Genomic DNA, 17,986 nt, shown 5'->3' with positions numbered 1-17,986 from the left:
GTGGGGGTTGGTCGGCCATGATTCAGTGCTGCCCGGTGCGCGGGCGGACATGCCGGTGCGTCGGCCCGGGCACCGGGCACGGGCCGTGCGGCGGTCACCGGCTCCCGGTCAGGCTTCGCGGCGCCAGGTGGCTTCGAGCCGGGTCGTACCGTCCTCGCGGGTGACGGCCCGCCAGTGGGCCCGCAGGGCCGTCCGCTCGACGGGCGTGCGTCGCGGTGCGCCCACGGCCTGGAGCACGGAGCTGTCCAGCGGGCTGGCCGCCAGCCGGTCCAGCACCGAGGAGAAGGCGGCGCGCAGGGCGTGGCCGCGGCGGCCGATGTCGGGGACCACGGAGTGGAACGCAGCGGAGACGGACATGCGGCTCACCTCCAGAGGGGCCTGCGGACCTGCAGGTCGAGCCAGTCTGCAGCAGCCGCACGGCGGTTGGTCCGCGGTTGACGTGGTTCTGACGCGTTGCTGACGGGATGGGTACGCCCGGTGCGCGGACGCGGCGGTGGGCACCACGGGCACGGCGGCGGTCACCGGCTCCTCGATGATGGCCGAAAGCGGAGCGTGCCGACGGGGACACGGGGCGCATACTTTCCCTGAGCAGTGACTCACCTGACTGGGACAACTCCCCTGGAAGGATGCGCCATGCCCGAGTCCTCCGGTTCCACGACCCTGAGCCCGCTGGAGATCTTCGAACGCTTCCGGGCGAACGTCCTGGCCGGCGAGGTCGGCCTCACCGAGGACCTCCTCGCCGAGGATGTCGTCATCGAACTGCCCCTGTCCCCGCCCGAGAGCCCGCGGTACTTCAAGGACCGCGCGCAGTACACCGCCTTCACCACCGCCACCCGGGCCGCGCTGCCGGTGCGGTTCGACGAGTTCCGGACCATCGCCGTCCACCAGAGCGCCGATCCGGAAGTGATCGTCGCGGAATACGAGTTGAGCGGGACCCTGTCGACCACCGGCAAGAGCGAGACGGCCGCGTTCGTGGTCGTGCTGACGGCCCGCGACGGTCGGGTGGTGCAGTGGCGCGAGTACCAGGACGTCTCCGCCCTGGTTCGTGCGCTCGGCCCGCAGGAGGGCTGACCGCCACTCGGCCTGTCCGGCGCAGCATCACCAGCACGGCAGAGCGCCGGCCCGCGTCACGTCACGCGGGCCGGCGCTCTGCTGCGCGCGGAGCCCGTTCAACGCGCATAGACAGGGCCTACCGGCCTTGTGTCCCCTGCCGGTTGGCGCAGGTGGGTGCCGGGACCGCGCTGCCCGGGGCGGTGCGCTGACTGTCGGTCAGGGCGGCTTCTTGGGGATCACGTCCTTTGTCCCTTTTCTTCCCTGTGTCGGACTATCTGGGTGAAGCGACGCTATGGGAGGAACATCCTGATCATCCCGTTGGGGATGATTCGGTGGGGCACTCGGTGGGGTGTGGTGGCGCCTCAGGGTGCGTCTGCGAATGATCGGTGTGGATGGCGTGGTCGCCCGTGGTGATGGGGTGGGTTTTCCGGTGCTCCGGTTGGTGTTCGTGGGGATTATGGGGCTGATGGTGTGGGTGGGATTGATGGTGGACTGCCGATCGGAGTGGCGGCGGCACCCCCGCCGTTCGGCGGGTTGCGGCCCGTGGGGTGCAAGGTGTTACGGAGGGGGTTCCGGGCGGTCGGGGCGGCCAATTTGCAGAGATGATGAACCGTCAAGAAGCAGCCACACGGGCAGAGTTACCTGAACCTGCCGTCACCGCGGCGAAGCGAGTGGAATATTACGCTCCGGTAACCGCCGAGGTAGTCGAGCGGCCGGGTGGTGTGTGCCCGGACGGTTGCGCGGCCGGCTTGTGGTTCGGCGGCCGCACAGGGCGGTCCGGTGTGCTGGTTCGTGCGCCCGATGCCGTCGCGATGGTGTCGGAATATCGCCGCAATCGCCTCCGCGCACCCCTTTCCCTTTTCCCGGGACATGGAATGCGATATGCGTTCTCCCCTCGCACGGCGCCCAGTTGATGGTGTGTGAGGTGTGCAGGGGCTGTCGGGATCCGCTGGATGTTGATCTTGACGGCCCCTGATCGCTGTGCCAGAGTCGGCGACGTCGCGTCAGGGGGAGCTTCGCTGGTCCGCGAGACGCACACCCGCTGTCTGTTTCACCGCTTCCGTCTCTCTGAGTTTTTCGCAACTCGCTGTCACAGGCTTCTGGTTTACCTCTGCTTTATCTCCGCATTGCCTTCTGCTGCCCGCTTCCGCCTGCCCGCCTGCCGCCAGGCCGCTGTCCGCTGCCCGCGTCGGCGCGCTGTGCGCTGCTTGCCGGGAGGCCGTGCGTGCTGGGGCAGTGGGCTCTGCTGCACCTTCCCGTGTTTCCACCACTTCTCAAGGAGCCCGAGAACCGTCATGGGCAAGATCGCCGTACTCACCAACGACCTCCAGGCCGACGTCGTCCACAAGACCCCCGAGCGCACCGCGGCCATGGCCGAGGCGCAGCCGCGGTTCACCGCCTTCCTCGACGAGATGCGCCGTCGCGGCCACGCGATCTACCACCTGCAGCTGGTGAACCTGGCCGACGACCCCAACGTCGAGCGCGACCTCGACGGCACCCTGCCGCTGCAGCGCGGCTCGCAGGGCGCGGCGATCCTCGCCGACTTCCTCGCCGACGAGGACCAGGTCGTCGAGAAGAACAAGGACAGCGGCTTCTACGAGACCGAGCTGCACGACCGCCTGCAGGCGGCCGGCATCGACACCGTCCTGGTCACCGGGCTGCAGACGCAGATCTGCGTGCAGACCACCGCCGCCGACGCCTTCTTCCGCGGCTACAACGTCTGGGTCCCCTCGGACTGCGTGGTCTCCGGCAACGCCGAGGACCGCGACCGCGCCCTGGAGTGGCTCGGCGGCTACTGCGCCACGGTGGCCGACTCCAAGGAGATCTTCGACGTCCTCGACACCGAGGGCGAGCTGCCCCGCAAGGTCGTCAAGATCCTTCCCTGAGGCGCCCCGTGCCTGCCCGGGGCCTGTCCGACAAGCCCCGGCCGAGGCACCCGCACCCCAGCCGTTGCCCCACCCGACGCCCTCGAAGGAACAGCAGATGACAAGCCAGGTGACCGACCTCGGCGAGGTCGTTCTCGACCACGGCAGTGGAGCGCAGCTCAGCCACGAGCTGATCTCCCTGATCGTCGACACGCTCGGCGACGTGTACATCGGTGAGATGGAGGACAGCGCCATGCTGCCCATCTCGTCCGGGCAGATCGCGATGACCACCGACTCGTTCGTCGTGGACCCGCCGTTCTTCGGCAACGGCGACATCGGCAAGATCGCCGTCTGCGGCACCGTCAACGACCTCGCCGTGGTCGGTGCCCGGCCGCTCTACCTGACGCTCGGGATGATCCTGGAGACCGGGCTGCCGATCGCCCGGCTCGTCCAGGTGCTCACCTCGATCCGCGAGACGGCGCGCGAGGCCGGCGTGCAGATCGTCTGCGGCGACACCAAGGTCGTCCGCAAGGGCGAGGCGGACCAGATCTACCTCAACACCGCGGGCGTGGGCGTCTTCGAGCGCACCCCGCTGCGGATGCGCGACGTGCGCCCCGGCGACCGGGTGATCCTCAGCGGTCCGATCGGCAACCACACCGTGCACCTGCTCTCGATCCGCGAGGGTCTGGGCTTCGAGCAGCGCGTGCTCAGCGACTGCGCGCCGCTGAACGGGATGCTCGACGAGCTGCTCGGCACGGTCGGCGAGGGGCGGGTGCACTCGGTGCGCGACGTCACCCGCGGCGGCCTGGCGGCCGTGCTGCACGAGTACGCGGCCTCCAGCGGGCGCACCATCCGGATCGACCAGGAGCTGCTGCCGATCCAGTTCGAGACCGTGATGGCCACCGACATGCTGGGCGTCAACCCGATCCACGCGGCGAACGAGGGCTGCGTCTGCCTGTTCGTCGCCCCCGAGGCCGAGCAGGAGGTGCTCGCGGCGCTGCGGGCGCACCGCTACGGCGCCGACGCCGTGGTGATCGGCGAGGTCACCGAGGAGGCCGAGCCCGTGGTGCTGATGCGCGGCGCCGACGGCCGGGAGTCGGTGGTCGAAGAGCTCCAGGGCGCCGAACTGCCCCGGCTCTGCTGAGGACGGGCGACGGACGATGAAGAACAGCGAACCGCCGCTGCGGCGGCTGATCCGGGTCACCGGCGTGGTGCAGGGGGTGGGCTTCCGCCCGTTCGTCTACAAGCTCGCGCTGACGCACGAGTTGGCGGGCTGGGTGCTCAACGACCCCGAGGGCGTGCTCACCGAGGTGAGCGGGCCGGCCCCGGCCGTGCACCGCTTCACCGCGGAGCTGCGCACCCAGGCGCCGCCGCAGGCCCGCGTCCACGAGGTGCGGGTGGAGCGGGAGGACGGCGCGGGCGGGTACGGCGCGGCGGACTTCGAGATCCGTGAGAGCACGCACGGGGGCCGCAAGGTCACCGTGGTGCCGGCCGACGCCCACGTCTGCGCCGACTGCCTGGCCGAGCTGCGCGACCCGGCCGACCGGCGGTACCGCTACCCCTTCATCAACTGCACCAACTGCGGCCCGCGGTACTCCATCGTGCGGGCCCTGCCCTACGACCGGGCGACCACCACGATGGCCGCGTTCACCATGTGCGGCCCGTGCGCGGCGGAGTACCGCGATCCGCTGGACCGGCGCTACCACGCGCAGCCCAACGCCTGCCCGCAGTGCGGGCCGCGGCTGCTGCTGGCCGGTCCGGCGGGCGAGGCGGCCGAGGGCGAGCAGGCGCTGGCGCTGGCCGCCGCCGCGCTCGCCGCCGGCCGGATCGTGGCGGTCAAGAGCGTCGGCGGCTTCCACCTGGCCGCCAACGCCCGTGACGCCGCGGCGGTGGCACTGCTGCGCGCGCGCAAGCGGCGTGACTCCAAGCCGTTCGCGGTGCTCGCCCGGGACCCGGAGACCGTCCGGCGGATCGCCGAAGTGCGCCCGCCCGAGGCCGAGTTGCTGGACTCGGCGGCCCGGCCGATCGTGCTGCTGCGCAAGCTGGCCGGTGCGCTGCCCGAGGAGATCGCGCCGCGCAACCCCAACCTCGGCGTGATGCTGCCCTCCGCTCCCCAGCACCACCTGCTGGTGGACCACGAGGGCCTGGAGACGCTGGTGATGACCAGCGGCAACATCTCCGGCTACCCGATCGTGCACCGCAACGAGGACGCGCTCGCACAGCTCTTCGAGGTCGCCGACCTCGTCCTGTACAACGACCGGGACATCGAGATCCGGGTCGACGACTCGCTGGTGCGCTACTCCGAGCACCCCGGACTCGCCGAGCCGGTGGTCTCCTTCCTGCGTCGGGCCCGCGGTTACGCGCCCTACCCGGTGGAGGTGGGGCGCGAGTTGGCGCCGCTGGTCGCGTATGGCGCCGAGCTGAAGACCACCGTCGCGCTCAGCGGCGGCAGCCGGGTCTACCTCAGCCAGCACATCGGCGACCTGAAGAACGACGAGACCTTCGAGTCGCACCGGGAGACGGTCCGGCACCTCGCCGCGCTGCACGAGCTGACGCCCCGTCATGCCGCCGTCGACCTGCACCCGCAGTTCCGGGCCACCCGGTTCGCGCTCAAGGAGCAGGGGCAGGCGTTCGAGACGGTGACGCAGGTCCAGCACCACCACGCGCACATGGCCTCCTGCATGGCCGAGCACCGGCTGGACGGCGAGACCATCGGCGTGCTCTTCGACGGCGCCGGCTACGGCGAGGACGGCACCACCTGGGGCGGGGAGGTGCTGCTCGGCGACTTCCTCGCGGTGCGGCGCCTGGCGCACCTGCGCACCGTGCCGCTGCTGGGCGGCGACCGGGCGGTCAAGGAGCCGATCCGGACCGGCTTCGCGCTCGCCCTGGACGCCTTCGGCGACGGCGAGGCGGCGCTGGCGGCCTTCCCGGTGCTGGGCGAACTGGACGAGCAGCAGCGCCACGTCTACGCCACCATGGCGCAGCGCGGCATCAACTCGCCGCTCGCCTCCAGCATGGGCCGGCTCTTCGACGGTGTCGCGGCGCTGCTCGCGGTCACCACCCGGGCGGAGTACGAGGCGCAGGGGCCGATCGAGCTGGAGGGCCTGCTGGGCCGCGACCTCGCGATGGCCGCGCCGGGCGAGCGGTACCGGTTCGGCGCGAGCGAGCGCGAGGGTGTCACCGAACTCGACCCGCGCCCGGTGGTGCGGGCGCTCGCCGCCGACCTGGCGGCCGGGGTGGCGCCTGCGGAGCTCAGCCGGCGCTTCCACTCCGCGGTGGTCGACCTGGTGGTCGCCCGGTGCCTGGCGGCCGGTTCGGCCACGCGCCAGGTGGTGCTCTCCGGCGGGGTGTTCCTGAACGAGTTCCTGCTGGTGAACTGCCTGGTCGAGCTGAGCCGGGCGGGCTTCGCCGCCTACTGCCAGCAGCAGGTGCCCACCAATGACGGCGGCATCGCGCTGGGCCAGATCATGGTGGCCGACGCCCGGCTCCGAGGCGGGCAGCAGTGAGCGCGGCGCCGGAGCACATCGTGGTGCTGCACCGCTGGCGCGACCAGTACGCCCGCTACGAGGACTACCTCGACCACGGCGCCGCGCACATCAGCTATGTCACCACCGAGCTGGCCCGCTCCTCGGTGCCGGCGCAGGCCGCCGCTGTGGCCGTGGTGGCGGCCACCGACCAGGTGGACGCGGTGCGGGCGGCGATGGCCGGGCTGGCCGGGCGGTTCGGGCCCGTCGGCCGGCTGGTGGCGCTGAACGAGGGCGACCTGGACACGGCGGCGCTGCTGCGCACCGAGCTCGGCCTGCCCGGCCAGCAGAGCGCCGACCTGGAGCGGTTCCGGGACAAGCTCGCCATGGTGGTGGCCGCCGAGCGCGGCGGGGTGCCGGTGCCCGCCTACGCGGACGCGCCCGACGCCGGCGCCGTGCGGGCCTTCGCCGCCCGCAACGGCTGGCCGGTGGTGGTCAAGCCGCGGCGCGGCACCGCCAGCCGGGGCGTGTCCGTGCTGCACGGCGAGGGCGACGCGCACAGCGCGCCGGGCCTGGGCCAGGAGCCGTACCTGGTCCAGCGCTTCGTGGCCGACCCGGTCCTGCACATCGACGGCCTGTGGACCGGCGAGCGGCTGGGGCCCTGGCGGGCCTCGCGCTACGTCAACAGCTGCCGGGAGTTCACCGACGGGGCCTTCCTCGGCTCGGTGGAGCTGGACGGCCCCGAACTGCTCGCCGCCGTCGAGCAGTTCACCGCCGAGGTCGGTGCGGCACTGGGCGGCGGCGAGCCCTGGGTGTTCCACCTGGAGGCGTTCGCCGGCACCGACGGACGGGGCGCGCCGCGGCTCACCTTCCTGGAGGCCGGCGCCCGGGTCGGCGGTGGGGAGATCCCCTTCGTGTGGCGCGAGGTGCACGGGATCGACCTGATGGCCGCCGCCGTGGACATCCAGCTCGGCCGCACCCCGGCCGCACCGGTCGTGCCGGGCGGCCGCACCGCGGGCTGGCTGCTGCTGCCGCTGCCGGTGGCGCCGCCCTGCACGGTGGTGGAGGCCGCGGCGCCGGTGGGTGAGCCCGGCCCGTACGCGAGCCGGCTGCCGCAGCCGGGCACGACGATCCCCAAGGTCGGCGGCTATGAGCACGTGGCCGCCCGGTTCCGCTTCCGCGGCACCAGCAGCCGTGAGGTGGAGGACGCCATCGTCCGGGCCGCCGGCACGGTCCGGGTGCGCTGCCGGGCGGTCACCGGCTGACCGGCCGAGCGCCGCGGGCAGGCCCTCGGGGCCCGTCCGGCGGGGGACGCACGACGACGTGCCCGACCGGCCGTACGACCGGTCAGGGCCGTGGCACCAGCACGACGAACGACGAAACGAAGCGGAGGGCGCCAGATGCGTGACCGGGACCGACTGATAGTGGTGGGCAGCAGACTGCGGACCTACCGCGAGTACGCGATGGCTTCGCTGGCCGGCGCCTACGACCTCGCGCTGGTCTCCGCCGCCCCGCTGACCTGGGAGCGGGAGTACGTCGGCGACTACCGCGGCGCCGACACCACCGATCCGGTCGCACTGCGCGCCGCCGTCGAGGACCTGCTCGCCGCCGCCACCGCCGACGGCTTCCCGCGCACCGGGATCTACACCTGGGACGAGCTGTCGCTGGTCGCCACCGCCGAGGTGGCCGGGCAGCTGGGCCTGCCCCACATGTCGCCGGCCGCCGCGCGCGCCTGCCGGGACAAGTTCACCACCCGCACCCTGCTGGACGCGGCCGGCCTGCCCGGCGTCCGGCACCGCCTGGTGCACAGCGCCGCCGAGGCCGCCGCGGCGGCCGAGGAGATCGGCTTCCCGCTGGTCCTCAAGCCCCGCGCGCTGGCGGGCAGCCTGGGGGTGACCGTGGTCCGCGAGCCGGGCGACTTCGCGCCCGCCTACGCGCTGGCCGCGGCCAGCGTGATGGGCCCGCTGGACGCCTCCGGCGGGGTGCTCGTCGAGGAGTTCCTGGACGGCCCCGAGATCAGCGTCGACAGCCTCGTGGCGGACGGCCGGGCGCAGCCGCTCTTCGTGGCGCGCAAGCGGCTGGGCTTCGACCCGTTCTGCGAGGAGGTCGGTCACCTGGTCGGCCCCTGGCGCCACGAGCCGTGGGCGGGCGCGGTCGAGGAGCTGGTGGTCGGCGCCCACCGGGCGCTCGGCATCGAACAGGGCACCACCCACACCGAGCTGCGGCTCACCGCACGCGGCCCGCGCCTGATCGAGCTGAACGGGCGCCTGGGCGGCGACCTGATCCCGCGGGTCGGCACCCTCGCCACCGGGATCGACCTGGCGCTGCTGGGCGCGGCGCTCGCCTTCGGCGAGCGGCCCGAGCAGGCCGTGCCCGCCGAGCAGTGGGCCGAGATCCGCTTCCTCTACCCGCCGCACGACGGCACCCTCGCCTCGCTCGACCTCGGCGCCGCCGCCCAGCAGCCCGGCGTGGTCGAGGTGATCGCGCTGGCCGAGCCCGGCACCGAGCTGCTGCTGCCGCCCAGGGCGCTCACCCCACGCACCGCCGCCGTGCTCGCGCTGGCCGAGGACCCGTCGGGCTGCGCCGCGGCGCTGGACGCGGCCGAGGCCGAGGTCCGCCCGGTGCTCGGCGGCTCCCCGCTGGACGGGCTCGGCGCGCTGCTGGAGAACCCGGTCACCCGTCGCTACCTGGCCGCCGAGCGGGCGCCGGCCGACATGACCGTCCCCGGGGTGCGCAACGACTGGATCCGCTACGGCGCGGGCGGCGGCCAGTCGCTCAACCGGCCGGTGCTGCTGGACGCGGCCGACCGCCGGCGTCTGACGTCCGACCTCAACGGGCTGTTCGAGCTGCTCACCACGATCCCCGAGCGGCTGTTCGCCGGTGACAAGCGGGCCTTCGCCAAGGCGGTGGGCATGACGCCCACCCAGATCGACCTGGTGATGCGCGGGGCCGGCCGCACGCTGCCCGCGATGTCGCGCGCCGACATGTACCGCGAGCCGGCGGGCTTCAAGCTGATGGAGCTCAACACCGGCAGCTCGCTCGGTGGTTGGCAGATGGGCGAGTTCGCCCGCACGGTCCGCGAGAACGAGGCCTTCCGCACCTTCGCGGCGGCCGAGCGCCTGGTGCACCCGGACCCGATCGCCCGGATCGCCGAGGTGCTGCGCGAGCAGGCCGAGGCGGCCGGCTTCGCGCTGCCCGAGCGCCCGGTGCTGGCCCTGACCGAGTGGCCCGACGGCTACGCCAAGACCAAGCCCTGGCTGGACTTCGTGGTCCCGGACTGGCTGCGCAACGGCTTCGACACCGTCGTCTGCCACCTGGGCGAGTTCGAGTACCGCAACGGCGTGCCGCACATCCACGGCCGCAAGGTCGACGTGGTCTACCGGATCTTCCTGCCCGGCGAGATGGCCGACGAGCAGCGCAGCTACGATCTGGTCGACCCGCTGCTGGCGGCCGTCGAGCGCGGGGAGACCTTCCTGTTCGCGGGCCTGGACTGCGAGTTGTACGGCAACAAGGGCAGCCTGGCGATGCTCAGCGACGAGCGCAATCGCCCGGCCCTGTCGGCGGCCGAGCACGAGCTGGTGGACCGGATCCTGCCGTGGACCCGGTTCCTGCGCGAGGAGCGGGTCGAGCGGGCCGGCGAGCGGATCGACCTGCTGCCCTTCGCGCTGGCCAACAAGGACCGCCTCGCCCTCAAGCCCACCCTGCTGTACGGCGGCGTCGGCGTCATCCCCGGCTGGTCGGTGGGCCAGGAGGAGTGGGAGGCGCACCTGCGCGGGGCCGTCGACGGGCCCTACGTGGTGCAGGAGCGGGTGCTGCCGGTGGCCGAGCGGTTCGTGCGCGACGACGGGCGCGGCTTCGAGCAGATGGTGGTCGCCTACGGCGTCCTGATGGTCGGCTCGGACTACGCCGGGATGCTGGTGCGCGGCACCCCCGATCCGCAGGTCGGCATCGTCAGCATGTCCAACGGCGCGCAGATCGGCTGCTGCTTCCACGTCGAGGACCGCCCCGGGAGCCAGGCGTGAACCGTCCGCGTTTCGGCGGTCTGTGGCAGGACCGGGACTTCCTCAGGCTCTGGGCAGGGGAGAGCGTCTCGCTGCTCGGCGCCCAGGTCACCCAGCTGGCCCTGCCGCTGGCCGCGGTCTACCAGCTGCACGCCAGCTCCACCCAGCTCGGCCTGCTGAACGCCGCCAACTACGCGCCGTTCCTGGGCCTGACCCTGTTCATCGGGGTCTGGGCGGACCGCCGCCGGCGCCGCCCGCTGATGATCGGCGCCAACCTGGGCCGGGCGGTGCTGGTGGGCACCGTGCCGCTGTGCGCGGCGCTGGGCGCGCTGAACATCTGGTACCTGTACCTGGCCGCGCTCGCCATCGGCGTGCTCACCGTGGTGTTCGACGTCTCCTACCAGTCCTACCTGCCCTCGCTGATCGACCACGACCACCTGGTGGAGGGCAACAGCAAGCTCTCCGCGAGCAGTTCGGTCGCGCAGATCGGCGGCCCCGCGCTGGGCGGCCTGCTGATCAGCTGGATGAGCGCGCCGATCGCGCTGCTGGTCAACTGCGTCTCCTACCTGGTCTCGGTCGGCTCGCTCAGCACGATCCGCCGCGCCGAGCCGCTGCCCGAGCAGCCCGCCGAGCGCGTCTCCACCGCCCGCAGCATCGCCGAGGGCCTGCGGATGGTGCTGCGCAACGCCTCGATCCGGGCGATCGCGCTGGAGGCGGGCACCTACAACCTGTGCTGGATGTCGCTGCAGACCGTCTTCGTGCTGTACGCGGCCCGCCACCTCGGGATGAGCCCGGGGACCATCGGCCTGGTGCTCGGCGCGGGCGCGATCGGCTCGCTGCTCGGCGCGCTCGGTGCCGGGTGGCTCAAGGAGCGGCTCGGTCTGGGGCGGGCGGTGATGCTGGAGCTCGCGCTGTGCTGCTGCGCGCCGGTGCTGATCCCGCTGGCCCCGGGCCGGGGAGCGCTCTCCTACGCGCTCTACATCACGGCGTTCGCGCTGTGCGGCCTGGGCTCCACCATGTCGACCATCCACGTGGTGAGCCTGCGTCAGGTCATCACCCCGCCGCACCTGCTGGGCCGGGTCAACGCGGGCTGCCGCTTCATCGCCTGGGGGCCGCTGCCGCTCGGTGCGCTGATCGGCGGCTGGCTCGGTGACGAGGTCGGGCTGCGGCCCACGCTGTGGATCACCGCCGCCACCTTCGTGCTGGCGCTGCTCTGGGTGGCGTTCTCGCCGGTGCGGGGGCTCAAGGACTTCCCGACCGACCTGCCGCACCAGCGCACGAGCGCGTCCGGGTCCGCGTCCGCATCCGGGTCCGAGGACGTCGACGTTGAGGCCGCTGCCGCTGCCGCTGCGCCCAGCCCGTCCTGACCACGGCCTGTCCGGCGGACGCCCCTCGTGGCGTCCGCACCCCACCCAAGAGGAGAACAGCCTTGAGCCGCACCGCATCCGCTGCGCTCTACCAGCCCGCGGGCACCGCCGAGGGCCTGGAAAGCGTGCGCAGCCTGGTCAACACCGCGCTGGACATCCTGAGCGAGGTCGCCGCCGCGCGCAGCGGACCGGTCGCGCCCGGCGGCCCCGCCGCCGCGCGGGCCGCGGCCGCGGCGGCGCTCACCGCCCCGCTGCTGCCCGAGGAGCGCACGGCACCCGAGCAGGCGCTGGCCGAGCTGGTGCGGCCCTTCGCCCAGTGGTCGGTGGACATCACCCACCCGGCCGCCGTGGCCCGGATGCAGCCGCCGCCCACCGACGTGGCCGCCGCCGCCGAGCTGGTGGGCGCCGTCCTCAACCAGTCCCTGCACGCCTGGGAGAGCGGACCGTTCGCCCTGGAGCTGGACCGCTGGGTGATCGCCCAGCTCGCCGAGCTGGTCGGCTACGACCCGGTGACGGCCGGCGGCACCCTCACCTCCGGCGGCAGCGTCTCCAACCTGATGGCCATGACCATGGCCCGTGACACCGTGCTGGCCGACAAGATCGGCCGGCACGCCTTCCAGGAGGGCCTGCTGCGCCTGGGCGTGCAGCCGGTCGTGCTGGCCCCGCAGGGCGTGCACTTCTCGATCGAGCGCGCGGTGCGCCTGCTGGGCATCGGCGAGGAGAACATCCGCACCGTCCCGATCGACGCGCACGGCCGGATGATCCCCGCCGAGGCCGAGCGGATCCTGGCCGAACTGCCCGAGCACGAGGTCGCCGTGGCGCTGGTGGCCGTCGCCGGCTCCACCGACCTGGGCATCGTCGACCCGCTGCCGGAGCTGGCCGCCATCGCCCGCGCGCACGGCCTCTGGCTGCACGCGGACGCCGCCTACGGGGCCGGCGCGCTCTTCTCGCCGCGGCTGCGCCCGATGCTGCGGGGCATCGAGGAGGCCGACTCGGTCACCATGGACCTGCACAAGTTCGGCTGGACCCCGGCCTCCTCGGCCGCGCTGCTGGTGCGCCGGGCCGAGACCATGGTCTCGTTCGGCCTGCAGCCCACCACCTGCCTGAGCGCCGACGACGACACCTGCGCCGGCTACATCGGCTCGCAGAACACCTCGCTGCAGACCACCCGCCGGGTCGACGCGCTGAAGATCGCCGTCTCCATGCGCACCCTGGGCCGGGAGGCCGTGGCGCAGATGGTGGACACCTGCCACGACCTGGCCCGGCACGCCGCCGCCCGGATCAGCGCCGAGCCCCGCCTGGAGCTGGGCACCGAGCCGCCGCTGACCGCCGTGCTCTTCCGCTACCTGCCCGGCCACGGCCTGGACGCCGACGCGTTCAACGGCCTGCTGCGCCGCCGGGTGATGGAGGACGGCCGTGCGCTGCTCGCCCGCACCCACATCGCGCAGCCGGACGGCGGCAGCCGGGTCTTCCTCAAGCTGATGCTGCTCAACCCGCAGACCGGCACCGAGCAGCTGGACCAGCTGCTCGACGACCTGCTCGCGCTGGCCGCCGAGCTGGAGGCCACTCCCTGAGGCATGACCGGCCCTGGAGCCGCCTTTTCCACCGCACAACCACGCCCGGGAAGAGAGATTCGGTGAGATCCGAGGTGTACCGCCCGTTTGCGCCGGCCGCCGGGCACGAGGCGGCGGACGACCCCGTCCGCGAGTCGATGCGGCGGCTGCCCGCCGCGTTCGCCCTGCCGCTGACCCTGCTGACGGGCCGTCCGCTCGCCGACCAGCCCCGCACCGCGTACACCCCGACCAGGCACCTGGTCAACGCCTCGGTGTCGGTCACCGCGGGCCTGGCCGCCGGCGCGCTCGCGCTGGCGGCCGGGCGCTGGTGGCTGCTGCTGGTGCCGGTGGGCTGGGCGATGACCCTGCACGGCGCCCGCAACCTGCGCATGATGGTCTACCACCAGTGCGCCCACCTCAACATGTGGGGCCACAAGCGCCGCGACGTGCTGCTCGGCCGCACGATCGCCGCGCTGCTGGTGATCCAGGACTTCGGCCGCTACAGCACCGAGCACGTCTCCGACCACCATGCCGTGCACCACATGACGCTGCGCGATCCCACCGTGCAGGCGTTCCTGGTCAGCCTAGGACTGCGCCCGGGGATGAGCCGGCGCGAGATGTGGCGCCGCACGCTGCTCAAGACCGTCTCCCCGGTCTTCCACGCGCGCTTCCTGACCGCCAGGATCCGCTCCTACTTCCACTCCGCCGAGCCGGCCTGGCGCACCGGCACCGCCCTCGGGTGGGTCGCGGTGGCGGGGCTGGCGACCCTGCTGCACCTGTGGGTCCTCCTGCTGGTCGCCTGGGTCGTCCCGATGACCGTGCTCTACCAGGTCAGCAACACCTTCCGGCTCTGCGTCAAGCACACCTTCCCCGCCCCCGACGAGCCGGTGCGCCGCGGCCGGGACTACTTCGCCGCCCTGACCAACGCGATCTTCATCGGCGAGGCGGCCCCGCCGCCCGGCCTGCCGCCGGTGCGCCGGGCGGCGGCCTGGGCCCGGTGGGGCGGCCGGATGCTGCTGGTGCACTTCCCCGCCCGCTACCTGGTGCTCACCGGCGACACCGTGGTGCACGACTTCCACCACCGCGCCCCGATGAGCCGGGACTGGGCCAACTACCTGTTCGCCCGCGAGGACGACCACCGGCGCGGGCACCCCGGGTGGCCGGCCTACCACCACGTCTGGGGCCTGGTGGCCGCCATCGACCTGGTCTTCGACTCGCTGCGCCACGCCGACCCCGAGGAGTACCACCCCGACCGCCTGGCCGAGGTCAACCACCGCGAACTGTTCGCCGCCTTCGAGGACTGACCGCCGCCTTGGCGGACCGAGCGCCGCCGCACCCGGACCGTTCCCACCGAAAGGGCACTCCTGATGAACACCGCTGACGGGTCGATGGACCGCCTGGTCATCCTGGGCGTGGCCGAGAGCGACGCGCACGCCGTGGCCAACCAGCTGATCGCCATGCAGTTGCGGGCCCACGGCTTCACCGTGGTCAACCTCGGCGTGTGCACCCCGCTGGCCGACTTCGCCGACGCCCACGACCGCCACCCCGAGGCCGAGGCCGTGCTGATCGGCACCCTCAACGGCCACGCCCACCAGGACCTGCGCACCCTGCCCGGGCTGCGCGCCGCCGGGCGGCTGCGCTGCCCGGTCGTCGTCGGCGGCAACCTGTCGGTCGGCAGCCGCAAGGCCGACACCGACCGGCAGCGCCTGCTCGACCTGGGCGTGGACCACCTGCTGGACGACGCGAGCGGCCTGATCCTGCTGCTCGACATGGTGCACGCCGCCCGGGCGGCCGAGTTGCAGCATGGCTGACCTGCACGGCCTGCACCTCGACGACCAGGTCGCCGCCGAACTGCCCGACTGGGCCGAAACGGTGGCGCACCTGCGCACCCGGCGCCCGGTGGTGGAGGTGCTGCGCGCCGCCCGGGCGGCCGGGCGCCCGGTGGTGCAGCCGCGCTGCGGCGTCGGCGGCCACCAGCAGATGCTGGACCTGCTGCGCGCCCTGGAGCCGGCCGGACCGGGCGTGCTGTCGGTCACCATCGACTCGCACACCCGGCTGCGGCACTTCGACACCGCCGCCGAGACGCTCGCCCGCGACCCCGGCGACCTCAACGGCTACCCGCTGGTGGCGCACGGCTGGCAGCGCGGGCGCGAACTGGCCGACGCGGTGGGCGTCCCGCTGGAGGTCCGGCACGGCTCGCCGGACGGGCGCGAGCTGTTCGCCGTCGCCCTCGCCGCCGGCCTCACCTCCTACGAGGGCGGCGGGATCGGCTACAACCTGCCCTACTCCAAGAACGTCCCGCTCGGCCACTCGCTGCGCGCCTGGCAGCAGGTCGACGCGCTGTGCGGGGTGCTCGCCGAGGCGGGCGTGGTGATCGACCGCGAGCTCTTCGGCACCCTGACCGCGGTGCTGGTGCCACCCTCGGTCAGCCTGGCCGTCACCGTGCTGGAGGCGGTGGCCGCGGCCCGCGAGGGCGTGCGCTGCCTGTCGATCGCCTACCCGCAGGGCGGCGAGACCCACCAGGACGTGGCCGCGCTGCGCGCCGTGCGCACACTGGCCGCCCGCTACCTGGACCCGGCCGTCGAGGTCTACCCGGTGCTGCACGAGTTCATGGGCGTCTTCCCGCGCACCCGCTCCTACGCCGAGCTGCTGATCGTGCAGGGCGGCCTGCTCGCCCGGCTCGGCGGCGCCGCCAAGGTGATCAACAAGACCCACCAGGAGGCCTACGGCATCCCCGAGGCCGAGGCGAACGCCGACGGCATCCGGGGCGCCGCGCTCGGCGCCGGCGAGCTGCTCGACTTCGTGCGGATCGACGAGGACCGGGTGGCCGAGGAGCAGCACTGGATCGAACGCGAGGTCGCCGAACTCGTCGACCCGGTGCTCGCCGAGGGCGAGTTGATCCCCGCGATCGAGGCCGCCTTCGCCGCCGGGCGCCTGGACATCCCCTTCAGCGCCAGCATCCACGCCCACGCGCAGGTCGTGCCGCGCCGCGACCGCTCCGGCGCCATCCGCTACGCCGACGCCGGCGCGCTGCCGTTCTCCACGGCCGTGCTGCGCCGGCACGCCGCGCTGCTGAGCGAGCCGCCCGGGACGCCCGAGCGCTCCCCGTTCGAGGCGGCCACCGCCGACATCCGCTACTTCCTCGACCACGAGGACCGTTTCCACACCCGTACACCGCACTACACGCGGTCCGAGAACCCGCAGAGGTTTTGATGACCACTCACGAGCCCGCCGTGCAGCTTCCCGCCCCCGACCCGGAGGAGGGCCGCCGGGTCTTCGCCGACGACCGCGCGCACCTGTTCCACAACTGGGCCGCCCAGGGCGCCGTCAACCCGATCCCGGTGGCGGGCGCCGCCGGGCGGCACTTCTGGGACTACGAGGGCAAGCGCTACCTCGACTTCTCCTCCCAGTTCATCAACCTCAACATCGGCCACGCGCACCCCAAGGTGGTCGCGGCGATCAAGGAGCAGGCCGACCGGATCTGCATGATCGCCTCCACCTTCGCCAACGACAAGCGCGGCGAGGCGGCCCGCCTGATCACCGAGCTGGCCCCCGGCGACCTCGGCCACGTCTTCTTCACCAACGGCGGCGCCGACGCCAACGAGCACGCCGTGCGGATGGCCCGGATGCACACCGGCCGCCCCAAGGTGCTCTCCGCCTACCGCTCGTACCACGGCGGCACCTCCACCGCGATCAGCCTCACCGGCGACCCGCGCCGCTGGCCCAACGAGCGCTCGGGCAGTGCCGCCGGCAACGTCGCGCACTTCTTCGGCCCCTACCTGTACCGTTCGCACTTCCACGCCACCACCGAGGCCGAGGAGAGCGCCCGCGCGCTGGCGCACCTGGCGCAGGTGATCGAGTTCGAGGGCCCCACGACGATCGCCGCGATCATGCTGGAGAGCGTCGTGGGCACCGCCGGCATCCTGGTCCCGCCGCCCGGCTACCTGGCCGGCGTGCGCGCGCTGTGCGACAAGTACGGCATCGTGATGATCGCCGACGAGGTGATGTCCGGCTTCGGGCGCACCGGCGCGTGGTTCGCCATCGACCACTGGGGTGTCACCCCCGACCTGATCACCTTCGCCAAGGGCGTCAACTCCGGCTACGTGCCGCTCGGTGGCGTGCTCGTCTCCGACGCGATCCACGAGACGTTCCGCGAGGTCGTCTACCCCGGCGGCCTGACCTACTCAGGCCACCCGCTGGCCTGTGCCGCCGCCGTCGCCGCCATCACGGCGATGAAGGAGGAGGGCATCGTCGAGAACGCCGCCCGGATCGGCGAGGACGTGCTCGGTCCCGGCCTGCGCGAGCTGGCCGAGCGCCACCCCAGCATCGGCGAGGTGCGCGGGCTCGGCGTCTTCTGGGCCGTCGAGCTGGTCCGCAACCGCGAGACCCGCGAGATGCTGGTGCCCTACGCCGCCGGGGCGGGCCAGACCGGCCCGGTCGACGAGGTCGTCGCCGCGTGCAAGGAGCGCGGCATGTGGCCGGTGTACAACTACAACCGGATCCACCTGGTGCCGCCGTGCACCATCACCGACGACGAGGCGCGCCAGGGGCTGGAGATCCTGGACGAGGCGCTGAACGCGGCCGACAAGCACGTGGAATAACGCCGGGTCAGCTGCCGTTTCCCACACGCTCAACCATCTTCCGATCCATCTTCCGATCCATCTTCTGAACTGTCCGACGAGA

At 73.0% G+C, this 17,986-nt stretch carries 13 protein-coding genes; 12 read left to right on the top strand and 1 reads right to left on the bottom strand.

Features of this window, described 5'->3' with window-relative positions:
- Positions 1 to 108: 108 nt before the first annotated feature.
- Positions 109 to 357 carry a hypothetical protein gene (locus OG294_RS02900; RefSeq protein WP_327064775.1) on the bottom strand — a complete coding sequence of 83 codons (249 nt, stop codon included), beginning with the start codon at positions 355 to 357 and terminating at the stop codon, positions 109 to 111.
- A gap of 276 nt (positions 358 to 633) precedes the next feature.
- On the opposite strand from OG294_RS02900, the gene OG294_RS02895 reads away from it, so the two are divergent.
- The 12 genes from OG294_RS02895 (at position 634) to OG294_RS02840 (ending at position 17,904) form a co-directional block, all read left to right on the top strand.
- Complete coding sequence (locus OG294_RS02895) at positions 634 to 1,071, top strand: nuclear transport factor 2 family protein (RefSeq protein WP_327064774.1); 438 nt, start codon at positions 634 to 636, stop codon at positions 1,069 to 1,071.
- A 1,277-nt stretch (positions 1,072 to 2,348) separates the two neighbouring features.
- Entirely contained in the window at positions 2,349 to 2,939 is a 591-nt protein-coding gene (locus tag OG294_RS02890; protein ID WP_327064773.1) for a cysteine hydrolase family protein, read from the top strand.
- 97 nt (positions 2,940 to 3,036) lie between these two features.
- Positions 3,037 to 4,062, top strand: a complete 1,026-nt coding sequence (hypE, locus tag OG294_RS02885; protein ID WP_327064772.1) for a hydrogenase expression/formation protein HypE — start codon at positions 3,037 to 3,039, stop codon at positions 4,060 to 4,062.
- 16 nt (positions 4,063 to 4,078) lie between these two features.
- Positions 4,079 to 6,424 (top strand): carbamoyltransferase HypF, encoded by a 2,346-nt coding sequence (hypF, locus tag OG294_RS02880; RefSeq protein ID WP_327064771.1) that lies wholly within the window; start codon positions 4,079 to 4,081, stop codon positions 6,422 to 6,424.
- Positions 6,421 to 7,647 (top strand): ATP-grasp domain-containing protein, encoded by a 1,227-nt coding sequence (locus OG294_RS02875; protein ID WP_327064770.1) that lies wholly within the window; start codon positions 6,421 to 6,423, stop codon positions 7,645 to 7,647. Before hypF ends, OG294_RS02875 begins: the two co-directional genes overlap by 4 nt.
- Before the next feature lie 135 nt (positions 7,648 to 7,782).
- Complete coding sequence (locus OG294_RS02870; protein ID WP_327064769.1) at positions 7,783 to 10,404, top strand: ATP-grasp domain-containing protein; 2,622 nt, start codon at positions 7,783 to 7,785, stop codon at positions 10,402 to 10,404.
- Positions 10,401 to 11,750 (top strand): MFS transporter, encoded by a 1,350-nt coding sequence (locus tag OG294_RS02865; protein ID WP_327064768.1) that lies wholly within the window; start codon positions 10,401 to 10,403, stop codon positions 11,748 to 11,750. The genes OG294_RS02870 and OG294_RS02865 overlap by 4 nt, the downstream gene beginning before the upstream one ends.
- Positions 11,751 to 11,812: 62 nt before the next feature.
- Positions 11,813 to 13,324, top strand: a complete 1,512-nt coding sequence (locus OG294_RS02860; protein WP_327064767.1) for a pyridoxal phosphate-dependent decarboxylase family protein — start codon at positions 11,813 to 11,815, stop codon at positions 13,322 to 13,324.
- A gap of 62 nt (positions 13,325 to 13,386) precedes the next feature.
- Entirely contained in the window at positions 13,387 to 14,607 is a 1,221-nt protein-coding gene (locus tag OG294_RS02855) for a fatty acid desaturase (protein WP_327064766.1), read from the top strand.
- Between the two features lie 63 nt (positions 14,608 to 14,670).
- Positions 14,671 to 15,114: a cobalamin-dependent protein gene (locus OG294_RS02850; RefSeq protein ID WP_327064765.1), complete on the top strand. Its 444-nt coding sequence runs from the start codon at positions 14,671 to 14,673 to the stop codon at positions 15,112 to 15,114.
- Positions 15,107 to 16,516 carry a methylaspartate mutase gene (locus OG294_RS02845; protein WP_327064764.1) on the top strand — a complete coding sequence of 470 codons (1,410 nt, stop codon included), beginning with the start codon at positions 15,107 to 15,109 and terminating at the stop codon, positions 16,514 to 16,516. The genes OG294_RS02850 and OG294_RS02845 overlap by 8 nt, the downstream gene beginning before the upstream one ends.
- Entirely contained in the window at positions 16,516 to 17,904 is a 1,389-nt protein-coding gene (locus tag OG294_RS02840; RefSeq protein ID WP_327064763.1) for an aspartate aminotransferase family protein, read from the top strand. Before OG294_RS02845 ends, OG294_RS02840 begins: the two co-directional genes overlap by 1 nt.
- The last annotated feature ends 82 nt before the right edge of the window (positions 17,905 to 17,986 follow it).

The sequence above is a fragment of the Kitasatospora sp. NBC_01302 genome (assembly GCF_035976515.1).
In the GTDB taxonomy this organism is placed as follows: Bacteria; Actinomycetota; Actinomycetes; order Streptomycetales; family Streptomycetaceae; genus Kitasatospora.
This window is presented reverse-complemented; position numbering and strand designations above follow the sequence as displayed.

Bases quoted from the DNA above. Each gene is read 5' to 3' on its own strand.
- OG294_RS02900 (WP_327064775.1), bottom strand. From the start codon at position 357: ATGTCCGTCTCCGCTGCGTTCCACTCCGTGGTCCCCGACATCGGCCGC.
- OG294_RS02895 (WP_327064774.1), top strand. From the start codon at position 634: ATGCCCGAGTCCTCCGGTTCCACGACCCTGAGCCCGCTGGAGATCTTC.
- OG294_RS02890 (WP_327064773.1), top strand. From the start codon at position 2,349: ATGGGCAAGATCGCCGTACTCACCAACGACCTCCAGGCCGACGTCGTC.
- hypE (WP_327064772.1), top strand. From the start codon at position 3,037: ATGACAAGCCAGGTGACCGACCTCGGCGAGGTCGTTCTCGACCACGGC.
- hypF (WP_327064771.1), top strand. From the start codon at position 4,079: ATGAAGAACAGCGAACCGCCGCTGCGGCGGCTGATCCGGGTCACCGGC.
- OG294_RS02870 (WP_327064769.1), top strand. From the start codon at position 7,783: ATGCGTGACCGGGACCGACTGATAGTGGTGGGCAGCAGACTGCGGACC.
- OG294_RS02850 (WP_327064765.1), top strand. From the start codon at position 14,671: ATGAACACCGCTGACGGGTCGATGGACCGCCTGGTCATCCTGGGCGTG.
- OG294_RS02845 (WP_327064764.1), top strand. From the start codon at position 15,107: ATGGCTGACCTGCACGGCCTGCACCTCGACGACCAGGTCGCCGCCGAA.
- OG294_RS02840 (WP_327064763.1), top strand. From the start codon at position 16,516: ATGACCACTCACGAGCCCGCCGTGCAGCTTCCCGCCCCCGACCCGGAG.